The 16,814-nt window shown below is 54.4% G+C and carries 17 protein-coding genes; 14 read left to right on the top strand and 3 right to left on the bottom strand.

Annotation, left to right across the window (positions count from 1 at the left end):
* The first annotated feature begins 79 nt into the window (after positions 1–79).
* Positions 80–928: a C40 family peptidase gene (locus KI367_RS19915; RefSeq protein WP_212951873.1), complete on the top strand. Its 849-nt coding sequence runs from the start codon at positions 80–82 to the stop codon at positions 926–928.
* Between the two features lie 106 nt (positions 929–1,034).
* Here KI367_RS19915 and KI367_RS19910 read toward each other — a convergent pair whose 3' ends face one another.
* A complete protein-coding gene (locus tag KI367_RS19910; RefSeq protein ID WP_212951871.1) occupies positions 1,035–1,421 on the bottom strand; it encodes a hypothetical protein in 387 nt (128 codons plus the stop codon).
* Positions 1,422–1,595: 174 nt separating this feature from the next.
* On the opposite strand from KI367_RS19910, the gene KI367_RS19905 reads away from it, so the two are divergent.
* The 12 genes from KI367_RS19905 (at position 1,596) to KI367_RS19850 (ending at position 14,613) form a co-directional block, all read left to right on the top strand.
* Positions 1,596–2,249 carry an SGNH/GDSL hydrolase family protein gene (locus KI367_RS19905; RefSeq protein ID WP_036712885.1) on the top strand — a complete coding sequence of 218 codons (654 nt, stop codon included), beginning with the start codon at positions 1,596–1,598 and terminating at the stop codon, positions 2,247–2,249.
* Positions 2,250–2,362: 113 nt separating this feature from the next.
* Positions 2,363–2,935: a hypothetical protein gene (locus KI367_RS19900; protein WP_036712827.1), complete on the top strand. Its 573-nt coding sequence runs from the start codon at positions 2,363–2,365 to the stop codon at positions 2,933–2,935.
* 225 nt (positions 2,936–3,160) lie between these two features.
* Positions 3,161–3,670 (top strand): DUF948 domain-containing protein, encoded by a 510-nt coding sequence (locus KI367_RS19895; protein ID WP_212951869.1) that lies wholly within the window; start codon positions 3,161–3,163, stop codon positions 3,668–3,670.
* A gap of 122 nt (positions 3,671–3,792) precedes the next feature.
* Complete coding sequence (locus KI367_RS19890; RefSeq protein WP_212951868.1) at positions 3,793–4,137, top strand: YflT domain-containing protein; 345 nt, start codon at positions 3,793–3,795, stop codon at positions 4,135–4,137.
* A 215-nt stretch (positions 4,138–4,352) separates the two neighbouring features.
* Positions 4,353–5,537, top strand: coding sequence for a SpoIIE family protein phosphatase (locus tag KI367_RS19885; protein WP_212951866.1), 1,185 nt, complete (start codon positions 4,353–4,355; stop codon positions 5,535–5,537).
* Positions 5,534–9,199 carry a response regulator gene (locus KI367_RS19880; RefSeq protein ID WP_212951864.1) on the top strand — a complete coding sequence of 1,222 codons (3,666 nt, stop codon included), beginning with the start codon at positions 5,534–5,536 and terminating at the stop codon, positions 9,197–9,199. The genes KI367_RS19885 and KI367_RS19880 overlap by 4 nt, the downstream gene beginning before the upstream one ends.
* A gap of 53 nt (positions 9,200–9,252) precedes the next feature.
* On the top strand, positions 9,253–10,122 hold the full coding sequence (locus KI367_RS19875; RefSeq protein ID WP_052147145.1) for a CheR family methyltransferase: 870 nt from the start codon (positions 9,253–9,255) through the stop codon (positions 10,120–10,122).
* Positions 10,123–10,140: 18 nt separating this feature from the next.
* Positions 10,141–11,784, top strand: coding sequence for a hybrid sensor histidine kinase/response regulator (locus KI367_RS19870; protein ID WP_212951862.1), 1,644 nt, complete (start codon positions 10,141–10,143; stop codon positions 11,782–11,784).
* Positions 11,785–11,902: 118 nt separating this feature from the next.
* Entirely contained in the window at positions 11,903–12,241 is a 339-nt protein-coding gene (locus KI367_RS19865) for an STAS domain-containing protein (RefSeq protein WP_036712831.1), read from the top strand.
* Positions 12,242–12,260: 19 nt separating this feature from the next.
* On the top strand, positions 12,261–12,710 hold the full coding sequence (gene rsbW, locus KI367_RS19860; protein ID WP_212951861.1) for an anti-sigma B factor RsbW: 450 nt from the start codon (positions 12,261–12,263) through the stop codon (positions 12,708–12,710).
* On the top strand, positions 12,707–13,477 hold the full coding sequence (locus tag KI367_RS19855; RefSeq protein WP_212951859.1) for a sigma-70 family RNA polymerase sigma factor: 771 nt from the start codon (positions 12,707–12,709) through the stop codon (positions 13,475–13,477). The genes rsbW and KI367_RS19855 overlap by 4 nt, the downstream gene beginning before the upstream one ends.
* A 155-nt stretch (positions 13,478–13,632) precedes the next feature.
* On the top strand, positions 13,633–14,613 hold the full coding sequence (locus KI367_RS19850; RefSeq protein ID WP_212951857.1) for a magnesium transporter CorA family protein: 981 nt from the start codon (positions 13,633–13,635) through the stop codon (positions 14,611–14,613).
* Positions 14,614–14,724: 111 nt separating this feature from the next.
* On the opposite strand, the gene KI367_RS19845 is transcribed toward KI367_RS19850, so the two are convergent.
* Together KI367_RS19845 and KI367_RS19840 are read right to left on the bottom strand one after the other, a co-directional pair.
* Positions 14,725–15,054 (bottom strand): DUF5665 domain-containing protein, encoded by a 330-nt coding sequence (locus KI367_RS19845; protein ID WP_246537125.1) that lies wholly within the window; start codon positions 15,052–15,054, stop codon positions 14,725–14,727.
* 110 nt (positions 15,055–15,164) lie between these two features.
* Entirely contained in the window at positions 15,165–15,566 is a 402-nt protein-coding gene (locus KI367_RS19840; RefSeq protein WP_212951856.1) for a YtxH domain-containing protein, read from the bottom strand.
* Between the two features lie 214 nt (positions 15,567–15,780).
* On the opposite strand from KI367_RS19840, the gene KI367_RS19835 reads away from it, so the two are divergent.
* The gene (locus KI367_RS19835; RefSeq protein ID WP_212951854.1) at positions 15,781–16,785 is read left to right on the top strand and encodes an asparaginase; all 1,005 of its coding nucleotides are present in this window, start codon (positions 15,781–15,783) and stop codon (positions 16,783–16,785) included.
* The last annotated feature ends 29 nt before the right edge of the window (positions 16,786–16,814 follow it).

Genomic DNA, 16,814 nt, shown 5'->3' with positions numbered 1-16,814 from the left:
GAAGCATGTAGTACATCCTTCCGCATGACTATAATGGGGACAAGAACGCCCATTTTCAGTCAGCATAAGGAGGATTGACATGTTCAACATCAAGAAATGCCTGATCGGCTGCCTGCTGGTTTCCGCGGTGATTCCCGGTGCGGCGCTGCTGCCGGGCTCCAAAGCCGATGCCGCTTCGATTTCGGCGCCAAAGAGCGCGGTCACGCCAACCGGCGTCATTCAGGCGAGCGTCCGGTTGCGGGACAAACCTTCCTCGTCGGGCCAGGTCATCGGATATTTGAAAAACGGGGATAAGGTCACCATTCTCGAAAGCAGCACCGCTTATTTCTATAAAGTAAAAACACCGTCAGGCAAAGTGGGCTATACCAGCTCTGACGAACGATACATAACGGTACCCGGCGAAGCCTCCCCGGGTTCGGGATCCGCGGCCCCTTCCGGCAGCGGATCCGGCGCTCCGCAGGCAACGCCGCTGATCGCCTCGGAGGCCGGCGAGGCCATTGAACGGGTGATCCAAACGGGAATGAAATATTTGGGGACCCCTTACGAATTCGGCTCGGACCGCAACCAAACGAATACCTTCGACTGTTCGGCGTTTACCCGCCAAATTTTCAAGGAAGGCGCCGGCATCGTCCTGCCGATGGACTCCCGCCAGCAGGGAGCCTGGGTGAAACAAAACAGCCAAGCGGTATACGATATTGACTGTCTCAAGCGCGGGGACCTGGTCTTTTTCGTGAATGATATCGGGTCTGCGGGTTCGGCGGCCGCCGGCGCCGACAAAGACCATGAGCGGATTACGCACGTGGCGGTGTATCTGGGGGAGGGCAAGCTTCTCCACACCTATTCCCAAAAAGCGGGCGGCGTCGTCGTAACGGATTTCAGCAATTCATGGAAGCTGCGCTTCCTTTTCGGAGGCAGCATCATCAGATAACTTCTTTGGCGTCATGCCGATCATCATGGCCATGCAAAAAGACCGGAGGCGAACCAGGCGAACCTCCGGTCTTTTTGCGCTGCATGTTCCTATTATGTATTAGGAATTATACCGCTTCGGGAATATGCAGCCAGGCTGTGCCGAGCCAGGTATAAATTTCGACCCACTGGCCGTCGCCGTTGACGTCGGTGACATGCTTTCCGGTGCTGTACACGACCTGAGGAGACAGGAAGTTCAAAATGCGGCCGTTAGGATCTGCAAAAAAAGGAGTGATTTTGGAAATGACGATCGGTTCGTTGTTCTCCTTCGAAAGATCGCCCGGCTGGATCAGCGGCTCATCGAACAGCTTGGTAGGCTGCACGACCGTCGTCGACGTGCCGGTAACCGGGGACGCCGCCTGTTCCGCCGCGGAGTTGTCCGCATCGGCAAACGCCGCCGTGCCCATGGAGGCCATCAGGCCGAAAGCTGCCGCAAACGCAATCATTTTTTTCATCTTTGTTTTCCTCCTTCAATAATGTGGATTCGCATCCTATCGTAGAAATAACCCGCCTTTGGCAAATTGAACCAACAAAATTGGCGGTCATCTATCAAAAATACCAAAAGTTCAGGTATATTATTTTATAGCAATCTTGAAAAAAATCAATCAGGAAAGCGTGGAATGGTGCCAATGATTTCGAAGAAAAACGCGGTTATTTTATTCCAAGGGGATTCGATTACGGACGCAAACCGGGACAGAGGGCTTTATCAAAAGTACTTTATCGGGCAAAGCTACGTTTTTCTGATCGCCTCCAGACTGGCAAACGACCATGCGGATAAAAATCCGGTATTCGTCAACCGGGGCATCAGCGGCAACCGGGTCTCCGATCTGTATGCGCGCTGGAACGAAGATGCCTTCAGCCTGAATCCCGACGTAATCAGCATTTTGATCGGGGTTAACGATGCATGGCGGACGATGTCGGAGGAGCCGAGCGGCGTGACGGACCGTTTTGAAAGGGCATACAGGCATCTGCTGGAAGAAACGAAGGAAGTGCTGCCGGATACCCGTCTCATTTTGTGCGAGCCGTTTGTTCTCAAGGGAGTCGCAACGGAAGCCAAATGGGAGGAGTGGCAAAAGCTCGTCGGCAAATACCAAACGATCGTCCGTGAGCTCGCGGAGGAATTCGGAGCGGTTTTCGTGCCGCTGCAGGACGCATTCGACGAAGCGGCGAAAAGGGCCGAACCGGCATACTGGCTGTATGACGGCGTCCACCCGTCGGCGGCAGGCCATGATCTCATCGCCAGACGCTGGCTCGAAGTGGCCGGCCGGACAGGTTTGGCCTGATCGCAGGGACGGCGGCGTTTCGGACCCCGGATTCGAGATTGATAGGCGAATTCAGTATAATGGGAGAATAGAGAGGCGGGAATGATCGCCTTGAACCGGAAAGGAGTCGGAACATGAAAGTACTGCTTCGGATGATCGTTACGTTGCTTTTGCTTGCCGTCATCGCGTGCGGCCTCATCATCTGGTATATTTCTCCCGATCAGAAACTGGATTTAAGCTATCAAGACATAGACGTCAAAGCCAAGGCCGTGGAAATGCTGAAAACGCGCAAGCCCGAAATAACGCTTAACGGCAGCGAGCTGAACGAGCTGGCCAAAAAAGAGCTGGTGAAACATTTGGGGGATATCCCGCAGCAGATCACCGTTACCGGTGCGGAGTTTCATTTCAGCGGCCGGGAAGTGACGGCGGACATCAACGGCAAATACGACAATCTGATCCCGTTTGGCGCCGAGCTGAAATTCCATATGGAAGCCAGCGGCAGCAACCTGGATCTGCAGCATGAATCCACGAGCGTCAAATCCGTGCGGATTCCCGCTTCATGGCTTCATCTGGGAACGATCACGGTCCATTTGAAGGACCATTTGCCGGACATGCTGACGGTGGACCATATCGAATTCCTGCAGGACGGCGCCAAGCTGACGTTTAAGCTGGACTGGCTTTCTTTGCCGTCGCTCCTGCTCAAATAACATGATGCGTACATGGAAGAAACGCCTGGCGTCCGATAACGATGCTTGGCGTTCTTTTTGTGCACCAAAAGGCGTTGTTTCGGGCGTCCTCCGGCAGGGTAACTAACGCATATCAGCACATTCGGCCGCGTGGTGAGCCGCCTTAGCGCATGTTGTCTTCGTTGGCGGTTTATGCCGGAGCTAACGGGATAGCCGTGCAATCTACTAGGAAAGCGAGGTTTTGCTATGCTCATCGGAGTAAGCGTTGCCGTCATTGCCGCCGCGTTTGTGGCGCTGGTCGTTTATTTGATCAAAACCCTTCTCGCCGCCAAGGAATCGTTGGAGAAAACGACGCAAACGCTGCAGGAAATCCAAAAAACGGTGGACGAACTGGGGTACGAAGTGAAACAGGTCGTAAGGGAAGCCAACGATATTACGAGGGACGTGCGGCACAAAATGCAGCAGATCGACCCCGTCATGGAATCGGTCAAGCATTTGGGCGAGGCGCTCAGCGAAATTACGCTTGCCGCCAAACAGGCGTCAGCCGCCTTCATGCACAAATTCAAGCGGGGAACCGAAAGAGTCCTCATCAAACAGCCTTCTCCCCTGAGAGCCGCTCCGGCCGACTCGGAGGAACGCACGATCGAGGCCTATGCGTCGGCTTACGGAACCCGCGGGAAAAAGAAAAAGGATGCGGGCTGGATGAAATGGGGAGATCTCGCGGTTTCCGTCTGGCAGAAATTCCGCCATGAATGACCGGTGGAAGGACTGCGAACCGGACCAAACCCATTTTCGAAAAATAAATGGTTTCACCGCCGCCCTTCATGGTTAATAGGAACATGAGCGGACGAAAAAAACGCTTAAGGAGAGTGAGGAACATGAATTCATCAACCCATGCAAGATCGTATGCAAAAGTCGTGGAAAACGGCGTTCAAGCCGTGGAGGAAGTGCGCCGCCTTCGAAACAGCGGCTACATGAGCGACAACATCTTCGTGTTGGCCCATGACGGCGACCGGACGGAACGGATTGCCGATGCGGCAAATGCGAACGAGATCGGCATTAAGGAAGAAGGCATGTTTGATGCTCTTGCCAATCTGTTCCGGCTCAGGGGCGACGAGCTCCGCGCCAAGATCACTTCGCTTGGTTTCACGGAGGCGGAGGCCCAGTTTTACGAGAAGGAGCTGGACCTCGGAAAGGTCTTGGTCATCGCCAAAACCGTATAACGTTTGATACAAGTTTCGGGTAGGGTATCCAGAATATAGATAAGGAATGGGGTCTTTTGTCCCATTCCTTATCTGTGTTTTTGGAGCCGGGCCCGCCGTATGGAAAATTTTGAATTTTCCGGGCGTTGGCCGAAAAGTTATCTTTTAGATTATGTTAGTATGGTAGCAGGAGATTTCATAACCCAAACCTATTCGGGCGTGTTAAGGAGAATGTTATGAGAATATTAATCGTTGACGATAATCCGACAAATATCATTATTATCCGGGAAATTTTGAAAAAAGAGAACTACCGCGAAACGGCATCGGCCTCCTCGGCCCACGGCATGTTCGAGATGCTGGGCATCGAGGGCCGCGGAGAAAGCGGCTCCGGCAGGCAGGCAGCGGGCCATCAGGCCAACATCGACCTCATCCTGCTGGACATGATGATGCCGGAAATCGACGGGATCGAAGCCTGCCGGATCATTCAGCGGCACGAGCATCTTAAGGACATTCCGATCATTATGGTCACGGCCGTGGGCGACTCGAAAAAATTGGCTGAAGCGCTGGATGCCGGAGCGGTGGACTATGTGACGAAGCCGATCAACAAGGTGGAGCTGATGGCCAGAATCCGGCTGGCCTTGCGGCTTAAAAAGGAAAACGATTGGCATAAGGAGCGGGATCAGCGGATCAAGGACGAATTGCGGTTGGCCGCGCTGGTGCAAAATGCCGTGCTGAGCCCCCCGATCGAGGACAGCGCCTTCGAGGTGCACGCGATCTACCAGCCTTCCGCCGAGCTTGCCGGGGATTTGTACGCGTGGTATCCGCTTGGCGGGGGACGGTACGGCGTCCTTCTGCTGGACATGATGGGCCACGGCATCTCCTCGTCGCTGTTTACGATGTTTATCGCGTCGGTGCTGAAGGATACCGTAACGACATATGTGGAGCCGGAAAAGGTCATCCAGGAGCTGAACCGCCGGTTCAACCAGCTCCATATCGAAAATCAGCTCGTGCAGTACTATTTTACGGCGATCTATCTCGTCGTGGACACGGTCGTGAAAAGGATCGATTACGTCAACGCGGGGCATCCGCCGGCGCTGTTTTTCCCGAATGAAGGGGGAGTCGTTCAGCTTGACAAGGCATGCTGTCCGGTAGGGCTGTTCGAGAAGATGGAGATTGAACCGCAAACGCTTCATTACGAAGGCGACGGGCATATCGCCTTGTATACCGACGGTCTGCTGGAGGTGGTGGACGGGGAACATGAAGAGAAGATGGATTTCCTGATCGACCGCCTGAGCCATTCGCATCGGTGGGACGAGTCCCGGATGTTCGAGGCTTTTTTTGAAGACCACGGCACGCAGGAGCGGGAAGACGACAAGTGCCTCGTGTGGATATCGTTAAAAGAGGGGGAAAACGCGGAATGAAGCTGAAAGCCAAGCTGATTATCGGTTTCGGCGTCATGATGGTCCTTATGGCCGTGATGACGACGATTGGCTACAACCGTTTAAACGATATGAACAAGCAGCTGGACGAGATCTATGAGCAGCGGTATTTGAAGGTCAGATATTCCAGCAGCGTGCGGAGCGAAGTGAACAATATTTCGCGGGTGCTCGTCAACGTGATGTTGAACCGGACCGCCTCGCTCGAAGAAACCAAAAACGAGATCAACGCCATGATAGACAGCGGCAACGAAAGTTTGCAAAAGCTTATCGCGAGCAGCGAGTCCCCGGAAGAGCAGCAAATGCTGACCCGGGTGAGAAGCGCTTGGGAAGGCTTCAAGCGATACGAGGAGAAGCAAATGTCTCTTGTTTCGCAAGGAATGTGGGAGGCAGCCAACGCGTACCGCAACACAAGCGGTCTTGCCTTGCAGGAAGAAGCGCTGAAAAGCGCCAACGAGCTTGCGGCGTTCCAGGACATGCAGGTGGATCGCGACATAACGGAAGCGAAAACGAATTACGGCCGATCGATTCAAATCACGGCCGTTTTGATGACGGCCGGTTTGCTGATTGGATTTGCCGTCATTTTATGGGTAATTCCGAGCATTACCAGGGGACTGAACGTGGTCTCCATGATGATCGACAGCTTCGGCAAGGGACGGATCCGGACCATCCGCCGGATCAAAGTGACCTCCAAGGATGAAATCGGGGAGGTAGCCCGCGTGTTCAAAGAGATGGCGGAGGATCTCGAGGAAAAACAACAGCTGGAAAAGAGCTACCTGCAGGCCCAAAAAGATTTGAACTGGCTGAATTCCAACGTGAGCCGGATTACGGAGCTCTTGCGGGGCATCAATTCCAGGGAGCAGGTGTCCCAGGCCTTTATCAGCGAATTTACGCCCGTCCTGGGAGCGATGTACGGGGCCATCTATATCCATGATGAAGAAAAAGAGCCGGACTGGCTTGTTCTGAACGGCACGTATGCCCGCGAAGGCGAATTGGCCACGAAGGGGAAGGTCGGGGTAGGCGAGGGGCTGATCGGACAAAGCGCGCTGGACCGCAAGCCGATCGCGACCACGGTTCCGGACAACTATTTATCCGTGACGTCGGCCTTGGGCCAGGGCAAGCCGGCACATTTGATGATCCAGCCGATCCTGTTCGAGGACGAGCTGCTGGGAGCGATCGAAGTGGCTTCGTTCGAGCCGTTTTCGGAGCTGCAAAGCAAGCTTTTTTCCCAGCTCGCCGACCATTTGGGCATCGTGATCAACAATATCAACCGGAGATTGCGCGTCGAGGAGCTGCTGCGGGAATCGCAGGCGCTTACCGAGGAGCTGCAGTGCCAATCGGAAGAGCTGCAAACGCAGCAGGAAGAGCTGAGACGCACGAACGAGAACCTGGAAGAGCAAACCGAAGCGCTCAAAAAATCCGAGGATCTGCTGCAGCGGCAGCAGGAGGAACTGGAGCACTTCAATACGGAGCTCATCGCCAAGACGCGGGCGCTCGAAGAGCAGATGCAGCAGCTTGAGGAAAAAAACATCGAGGTCGAGGAAGCGAAGGCGAAGCTGGAACGGCAGGCGATGCAGCTGGCGGTAACGAGCAAGTACAAATCGGAGTTTTTGGCCAATATGTCGCATGAGCTGCGGACGCCGCTGAACAGCCTTCTGATCTTGTCCCAGCTCCTGGCCGAAAACAAGGAAGGCAACTTGAGCGACAAGCAGACGGAATACGCCCGCACGATTTATATGTCGGGGGCCGATCTCCTGAAGATGATCGACGAGATTTTGGATCTGTCCAAAGTGGATGCAGGCAAGATGGAGATCAATCGGGAAAAAGTGGCGGTTCAGGAATGGAAAGGTTTCGTGCATCAGAACTTCATGCCGGTCGCGACGCAAAAGCAGGTGGCGCTCCGGTTCGACGTGGACCCGGATTTGCCAGTATCGATCGTCACGGATGGTTACCGGGTCAAGCAAATCATCCGCAACCTGATGTCCAATGCGTTTAAATTCACGAACCGCGGTTCCGTCACCTTCAGCGTTCAGCGGGCGGAAGAGGCTGAACTGCCCACCTATCTGGACGGACGCCGCAGCTACCTCGCTTTGTCGGTCAAGGATACGGGCATCGGCATTCCTAAAGACAAAACGGAGCTTATCTTTGAAGCGTTCCAGCAAGTGGACGGCACGACAAGCCGCAAATACGGGGGAACGGGCCTCGGGCTTTCGATCAGCCGCGAACTGGCCAAGTTGCTCGGAGGCGGCATAGAGGTGCAGTCCACGGAAGGCAAGGGAAGCTGCTTTACTTTGTATCTGCCGATCGAAGCGGACGAAGCGGCGCTCCAGTCGGCCCGCAGCGAGGCTGCGGCTGCCGGCGAGCTGCTGGTCTCCGGGGAAACCGCGCCGGCCGGAGAGCCGGAACGCAAAGCCAAGGACCAAATTCCGGCTTTGGCGGCGATTGCCGACGACCGGGACCGGATCGAGGACAACGACAAGGTGCTGCTGATCATCGAGGACGATCCGAAATTTGCCGGCATCTTGCTGGAAATGGCCCGGGGCCGCGGCTTTAAGGGCCTTGTCGCGGCGCAGGGCGATATCGGCCTGCAGATGGCCCAGTCTTATTTGCCGGATGCCATCATCCTCGATATCCAGCTCCCGGTCATGGACGGCTGGTCCATTCTCGGCGAGCTGAAGAGCCATTCGGCTACGCGGCACATCCCGGTGCATATCGTTTCGGTCGTGGACGAAGTGAAGCAGGGATTGAAAATGGGGGCCATCGCCTATCTGAAGAAGCCGTCTTCCAAGGCGGCGCTCGAAAGGGCATTTTCGCATATCGAATCGTATACCGAAAATTCGGTCAAACATTTGCTGATCGTAGAGGACGACGAAACGCAGCGGAATTCGATCATCGAGCTGATCGACCACGACGATGTCGTCATTACGGCGGTGTCGACGGGCGAAGAGGCGCTGAGGGAGCTGCGGAACAAACGGTACGACAGCATGGTGCTGGATTTGATGTTAAGCGATATGACGGGCTTCGAGCTGCTGGATCAAATCCAGCAGGACGAAGAGCTGGAGGACCTGCCGATCATCATTTACACGGGCAAGGACCTGGACAGCAAGGAGGAAATGAGGCTCCGGAAATACGCCGAGTCCATCATTATCAAGGACGTGAAATCGCCCGAGCGGCTGCTGGACGAAACGACGTTGTTCCTGCACCGGGTCGAAGCGAATTTGCCGGAAGACAAACGCAAAATTTTGCAAAGGCTGCACAATAAGGAGGTTTTGTTCGAAGGCAAGCGGATTCTGCTCGTCGACGACGACATCCGGAACGTGTTTGCGCTGTCCAGCGTGCTGGAAAGCTATGATATGGACGTCACCTTTGCCGAAAACGGGCGGGATGCGATCGAAATATTAAACAGCGGCGAGCATTTCGATTTGGTGCTGATGGACATGATGATGCCGGAAATGGACGGCTACGAGGCGATGCGCCGAATCCGCCAGCAGCCGGAGTTCCAAAAGCTGCCGATCATCGCTTTGACGGCGAAAGCCATGAAGGAGGACCGCTCGAAATGCATCGAAGCCGGAGCCTCGGATTACGTCAAAAAACCGATCCAAACCGAACAGCTTCTTTCGCTCATGCGGGTATGGCTGTATTCGTAGGCCGGATATGCGGGTAATGGAAAGTGTTATACGGGAAATCAGGAGGAACTTGAATGGATATTTGCATTTCGGAAGATTTTGAAGAACGTTTGACGGCAGGCGGCAACAGGGAGCGCGAGGATATCGAACTTGAGCTTCTGCTTGAAGGGGTTCACCGGCTTTACGGTTATGACTTCCGCAACTACGCGCTGCCATCCCTGCGACGGCGAATATGGCATTTTATCCATTCGGAAGGCCTGAAAAGCATTTCCGCGCTTCAGGAACGGGTGCTTCATGAGCGTACGTGTTTTGAGCGGATGGTCCAGACGTTGTCGATCCCGGTGACGGAGATGTTCAGGGACCCGGAGGTGTTTAGGCTTTTCCGCGAGAAAATCGTGCCGCTGCTCCGCACCTATCCGTATATCCGTATCTGGCACGCGGGCTGCTCGACGGGCGAGGAAGTTTACTCCATGGCGATTTTGCTGCATGAGGAAGGGCTGTACGACAAATCGAGGATTTATGCGACGGACATGAACGACCGCTCGCTGGCGATTGCCAAGCAGGGGATATTCGGGATCGAAAAAATGAAACAGTACACGAAAAACTACATCGAGGCCGGGGGAACCCGCTCGTTTTCGGAATATTACACGGCGAAATACAACTCGGTCATTTTTAAGCCGTTTTTGCAAAAAAACATCATTTTCGCCGAACATAACCTGGCCACGGACCGTTCCTTCAACGAATTTAACGTCATTTTTTGCCGGAATGTCATGATTTATTTTAACGATACGCTCCGGGACCGGGTACATGGGCTGTTTTACGAAAGTCTGAGCCGCTCCGGCATTTTGGTCCTCGGCTCGAAGGAGTCGATCCAATTTACGGAATACAGCCAGTATTACGAACCGATGGACCGCGTGGAGAAAATATACCGGAAGATGAAATAGGTTAGTGGGGAGGATTCTATGGGGGTTCAAGAACCGATTCATATATTGCTCGTGGACGACCATCCCGAAAATTTGCTGGCCCTTGAGGCCGTGCTGGAGAGCGAACGGTACAACCTCGTCAAGGCGACGTCCGGAGAAGAGGCGCTGCGCTGCCTGCTGAAGGACGAGTTTGCCGTCATCGTGCTCGATGTGCAAATGCCGGGGCTGGACGGGATCGAAACGGCGAAGCTGATCAAAAAAAGGGATAAGACGAAAGACATTCCCATCATCTTTATCTCGGCGAACAGCAAGGAAGCGGAGCATTTATTCGCGGGGTATTCCGCCGGAGCCATCGATTATATGGTCAAACCTTTCATTCCGCAGATCCTGAAATCGAAAATCGAAGGTTTCGTCGAAATGTATTTGACGGGGAAAAAACATAAAACCCAGTCGATGCTGCTGCAGCAGAAAACCCAGGAGCTGGAGAAAATCAACCAGGAGCTGGTGAAGGCCAAAGAAGCCGCGGAAATCGCGGCCAAGGCGAAAACCGAATTTTTGGCGATGATGAGCCATGAAATCCGCACACCGATGAACGGGGTGATCGGCATGGTCGATCTGCTGATGGAAACCGAACTGAACGAAGAGCAGCAGGAATATGCCGAGATTATCCGCAGCAGCGCGGATGCCCTCGTGACGGTCATCAACGACATCCTGGATTTCACGAAGATGGAGTCCGGCAAAATGGAGCTTGAAGAGCATCCCTTTGACCTGGGCGTCTGCATTCAAGAGGTTTTCAGCCTGTTTTCCGTCGAAGCGGGCAAAAAGGGGCTGGAGCTCGTCTATTTCCTTGACGACAGGATTCCCCCGGCGATTTACGGCGACATGGCCCGGTTGCGCCAGGTGCTCATCAATTTGATCGCCAATGCGGTGAAATTCACCCACGAGGGCGGCGTGTATTTAATCGTGTCTTTGAAGGAGCGGACAGCCGGGAGCCTCGATATCGAATTTGCCGTCAGGGATACGGGCATCGGCATCTCGGAGGGCAAAATCGACCGATTGTTCAAGCCGTTTTCCCAGCTCGATTCCTCCATGACGCGCAAATACGGCGGCACCGGCCTTGGACTGGCCATCTGCAAATCGCTCGTCGAGATGATGGGCGGCGACATCCGGGTCGAGCCGTCCGAGGTTCAGGGAACGACCTTTATTTTCAACATCGTCGTCAAGGAGCCGGAATACGACGAATGCTTGGACGGATGCTGCGACGAACTTCGGCTGCAGGTGAAACGGGACGGCAGCGCGCCGCCGGACATTCTGGTCGTGGACGACCATCCGGTAAACCGGAAGCTGATGGTCAGCATGCTCGGCAAATTCGGACTGAAAGCCGAAGTGGCCGAGGACGGGCTTCAGGCCGTGGACAAGTCGCTGGCAAGCCCCGGTTACCATTACATTTTCATGGATCTGCAAATGCCGGTGATGGACGGGCTCGAGGCGGCCAAACGAATCCGCCAGCGGCAGAAACCTGCAAACCGGACGCCGGTGATCGTCGCGATGACGGCCAACGTGATGGAGGGCATACGCGATCGCTGCCTGGAAGCGGGAATGGACGACTACATCAGCAAACCTGTGCAGATGAGCAGGCTGAAGGAAATATTGAATCGTTACCCGCTTTCGTTGCCTTCATGAACCGGAAGTGATTCAAGCAGGCGGGTTCGGGTTATTTGTAAATATCGGGTCGTATGGACCTGGGATGCACATGCGATGGATATGACGAAATGAAATCAATTTTCGGGAGAGAATGTCTATGAATGCAAATAAAAACGATAAATTCAAAGCAACGACAGAAAAAAACGGAAATTCTTGCACCGTATATCTGGCCGGAGAGCTGGATTTGTCGGTGGCCCCTGATTTCAGGCTCGTCATGGAGCCGTTGGTATCGGACGCGGGGATCGATCTGATCGTCAACCTGAAGGATTTGAAGTATATCGACAGCACCGGGATCGGGATCCTGCTCTCCATTTTGAAAGCCAGACACGGCATGGAAGCCCGCTTCCTGGTAGAACAGGTTCCTCCGCAAATCCAGAAGCTGTTCGACATGACGGGCATCGCCAAGTTTTTCGCCCCTAATGAGAATTCCCAATAGGAAAGGATCGAAGAAAAGAATGAATGCTGAAGTTCAAAGAGTCGTGATCAGTCTGCCGGCCAGAGCGGAATACGTCGATATCGTCAGACTGAATTTGTACGGGATCGCCTCGAAGATGGGTTTCACTTACGAGGATATCGAGGACATGAAGGTAGCGGTGTCGGAGGCGTGCAACAACTCGGTGCTTTATGCCTACGGCAAGCAGGACGGCATCGTGGAAGTGGCGTTTGAGGTTTTTGAGGACATGTTGTCCATTACGGTACGGGACGAAGGGGAAAGCTTTGAACGGACTTCTACGAGCGGCAGTGCGACGCTTCACGACAAGGAGCTGCTGGACGTAGAAATCGGCGGGCTTGGTTTCTACCTGATGGAAGCGCTCATGGACGAGGTCAGCATCGAAAATGCGGCCGGGCGCGGAACCAAGGTCGTGATGGCAAAACGTCTGACGAGAAGCGAGGAAAAGGTATGAACGATAAAGTGACTCCCCCTGAGTCCATGAGCGAGGCCGTCGGTTTGATTTGGCAGTACCAGCAGACCAAAGACAACGAAATCGCTACCGTTCTAATCCAAAAATATGAGCCTATGGTAAAAATCGCAGCAGGCAAAATTGCCCGAAACCGCCCCGATTTGTACGAAGATTTGTACCAGGTCGGCCAAATGTCGCTGATTCGCCTGCTGCAGCAATACGACATCGAACTTGGAGTTCCGTTTGAGCCGTACGCGATGAAAAGCATGATCGGCCACATGAAAAATTTCCTTCGCGACAAATCTTGGTACATACAGGTGCCGCGGCGGATCAAGGAGAAGGGCGCGCTGGTCCAGCAGGCGATCGATGAGCTGACGGTAAAGCTCGAACGTTCGCCAAGCGTGGATGAAATCGCGGAGTTCCTGGATCTGTCGGTGGAAGAAACCGTCGAAGTCCTGGCCGGACGGGAATGCTATCATTATGTGTCCTTGGATTCCCCTTTGTCCCAGGAAGAAACGGGGGCGACGCTCGGGGAACTGATCAGCTCCGAAGCGGACGACTACGATACGGTCGAAAAGCGGATGGATCTGCAGCAAGCGTTGAGCCAGCTGAAGGAACAAGAGCAGCGGGTGCTGCTGATGGCTTTCCAGGACGGAGAATCCCAGCGCTCGATCGCCCAGAAGCTGGGCGTTTCGCAGATGAGCGTTTCGCGCATCCAGAAGCGGGCCACCGAAAAATTGAAAGAAATCATGTCGAATTCTTCGTTATGACGGACAAGCTTTTTTTGGGGTTGCGCGCATGGCGGGAATGTTATAGATAGGACACGCAATGGATTTCTCCATCGAGAACTTGCGTGTCCTTTTGCATATCCGAAAGGCGGATGACGCCTTGCTATTCGCAGTTTAACGAAAGGGGCGCTTAGCCTATGAAGAACAACGGTTCCAATGCGGCACAGCACCGCTTGCTCCATTTTGCCGGCGGATGGCGATGGTACGATGTGGCCATGGAAGACTCGTCCCATGAATGGCTTCAGAGGCTTCGGGAGGAATCCCCGGCGATCGACGAGTGGCTGCGCGTCATTCCGAAGGTCAGCGAAAATTATATTTCGGTCCGGTTTCCCGATGGCGCGGAAGCCGTCATTTTCGGTACGCTGCCATACTCCGTCAAAAGCGAGGTCACGGGCGCCGGCCCGGTGGACAGGCTTCATTTTTTCGTGAACGATCAGATGCTGGTCACGATCAACCTGGATCCGGACACCAGGGAGATGATGGCGGCCAAAGAAAGAACGTCGATGCTGCAGCAGTGCCCGAACGCCGTCGACGGCATGTTCGTATTGGCGAGGACGCTGCTTCATTATTTCCATCAAGGGCTCGACCGCTTCGAGATGAATTTGCGCGCCATCGAACGCGCGATGGAGATGGACAATCAGCGCCATCTGATGGATAAAATTTTGAACTCCCGGTTCGAGCTGTTGTTCTGGAGCAATTTGTTCACCCCCTTTGACGAGTTGATCGCGGCTGCCAGGGAGGGGTATCTGGATAGGCTTGAGTCAAGCAAACCCTTCCTGCGGCTGCTCCATCGGATGGAACGGATGGATAGGGCCTTCCGGCATTACGAGGACGAAATCGATACCCTTATTGCCATCGACGACGCCGTGTCCGCGTTTCGCGGCAACGAAATCATGAAGACCCTCACGATCGTGACTTCGATCTTCACGCCGGCCACCGTGGTCGGGGCGATATGGGGCATGAACTTCGATAACCTGCCGGCGATCAAAACCCCCTGGGGATTCGTGTCCGTCATGTTCGGCACGCTTCTGTTTACGCTGGGCATGTACTGGTGGATGCACAGCAAGGGCTGGACCGGGGATTTGCTGAGGGTCAAAGGGCGAAAATCCAAAATATGACGGCATCCGGACACGAAACTTCGCACGCCGGTCGCGTCACGAAAAAGCGGCCCCGAAAGGAATTCCGGGCGCCGCTCTTTCCGGTTAAAAAACGCTGAACCTGTCGCCGGTTCAGCGTTTATATTGGTTGATATAGTGCAGCAGGTTGGCGATATATTCGCCGATGACGGGCATTTTGACGAACAGGCTGAGAATGTACCCGAGCACCCCCAAAATGACGAACGTGCCGATGGAGAGCCCCAGCCCGCGGGCGATGCCCGAAGTGAAATTGGTGATGATTCTTTTTTTCGGATTCGTATAATTTTCAAGAATGTCCTTGATTTCGGCCTTTTCGAGCGAATCGGCGATTTGGTCCAGCCGCCGGTTGAGCCTTTTGACCTCATGCCTCAGCTCGAAAGGATGTTCATCGACGCGATACGGGCTTGTTTTGCTCATGTTCATCCCTGCTTTCTTCCGGCGCGCGGGCGCCTTCAATGTCGCTTGGGTCGCGGAAAAAGCCAGCCGCTTCGGCTGGCTTGCGGACGAATCTTTCATTCGGCAGCAGGAGGCGTTTATTCCATTTTGCCCGCGGCTGTTTGGGAGGCATCCTCCGCCGCCGCTTTGACTTTATCGGAAGCGTTTTTGGCGTCCTCCGCCAGATCGGCCGAAGCCTGCTTCACGCTTTCCATGATGCTGTTTTTGCCTTCGTTCACCGATTTGGCCAGTTCCGTCGTTTTGGAAGAGACCGATTTGGCGACATCGGACGCTTTTTCGCCCAAGGTGGACGCGAGTTCCTTCGATTTATCCGTCATGGTGCTGATCGTTCCGGACAAATCGCCCCGCAGCTCGCGGCCCGATTTGGGGGCGAACAGCAATGCCGCGGCCGCGCCGAGCAGCCCGCCGACCAGCGCCCCTTTGAGGAAGGTAGAGGTGCCGCCGCTTTGAACTTGGCAATCCGTTTCCGTCTTATTCATCGAAATCACTCCTTGTTTTATGATGATGGTTTGAGATCGGCCATGATAGGGTTTGTCCTTGCTTATTTCGTATTTAAACGGTCTTATGGAGCCTGAAACAAAAATCATGAAATGCGTAGCGAAAGAAAATAATGAACAATATTGCGGCAGTCTTCAAACTCTTCGGAATAAGTTGTATGATGGATAAGCGATTAGCTAAAGGAGAGATGGTTTGATGGAACCGGTATTGATCAAGGAATATCGCGCGGGCATCATGGAATGCTCGCATCATGGACATATATGCGTCGTCGACGATCGCGGGGAAACCTCGGCTTACGCGGGAGATCCGGATTTCGTAACCTTCACGCGTTCGGCCGCGAAACCCCTTCAGGCGATCGTTGCGATCCGCGGAGGCATTGCGGCCCATTACGGGCTGGACGACAAGGAGATCGCCATCATGACCGCATCGCACATGGCGCAGCCTGAGCATGTGGACGTGCTCGAAAGCATCATGAAGAAAACGGGACTGTCGGAGTCGGAGCTCGTTTGCGCGGCAAGTTATCCTTGGAACGAAGAAAGCAAGGAAGAGGTGCTGCGCCGGCAGGGCGGCAAACGCCGCTTGTACCATAATTGTTCCGGCAAACATCTCGGCGTGCTTGCCTACTGCAAAATGAAAGGATACCCGCTGGATGGGTATGCGGACCCGGGGCATCCCGTTCAGCAGGAAATCATCGGGACCGTGGCGATGATGTGCGGCATTCCCGCGGATCGCATCGAACTCGGTACGGACGGCTGCGGTTTTCCCGTTTTTGCTTTGCCGCTTTCGGCGATGGCCGCGGCCTACGTGAAGCTTGCTTGCCCGGACCTCATTGCGGATGAAGCCGTCAGGGAAGCGGTGAAAACCATTGTCCGGGCGATGAACCTGCATCCGGAAATGGTGGGCGGCCGCGGCCGCGTCGATTCCCTCGTCTTGCAGGACGGAAATATCGTCGCCAAGGGCGGCTTCAAGGGCGTGTACTGCTTCGGCCTGAAGAAGGAACGCCTCGGCATCGCCTTTAAGGTATTGGACGGGTCGGAAGAAGAATGGGGCTGGATCGTCGAGTCCATCCTGGAACAAATCGGCTACGGCAACCACTCGATCATCCGGGAATTAAGCGAGTCTTTTACGCATGACATTTATAATGACGAAGGCAAAAAGGTCGGGCATGCCGATGCCGTGTTCCGGCTACAATCGGTATAACGCCTGAGGAGGCCTGCGCAAGGTGCCAC

The organism is Paenibacillus cookii (genome assembly GCF_018333375.1).
Classification (GTDB): domain Bacteria; phylum Bacillota; class Bacilli; order Paenibacillales; family Paenibacillaceae; genus Paenibacillus_AQ; species Paenibacillus_AQ cookii.
Note: the sequence above shows the minus strand (reverse complement) of the source record. Positions and strands in the feature narration are given on the sequence as shown.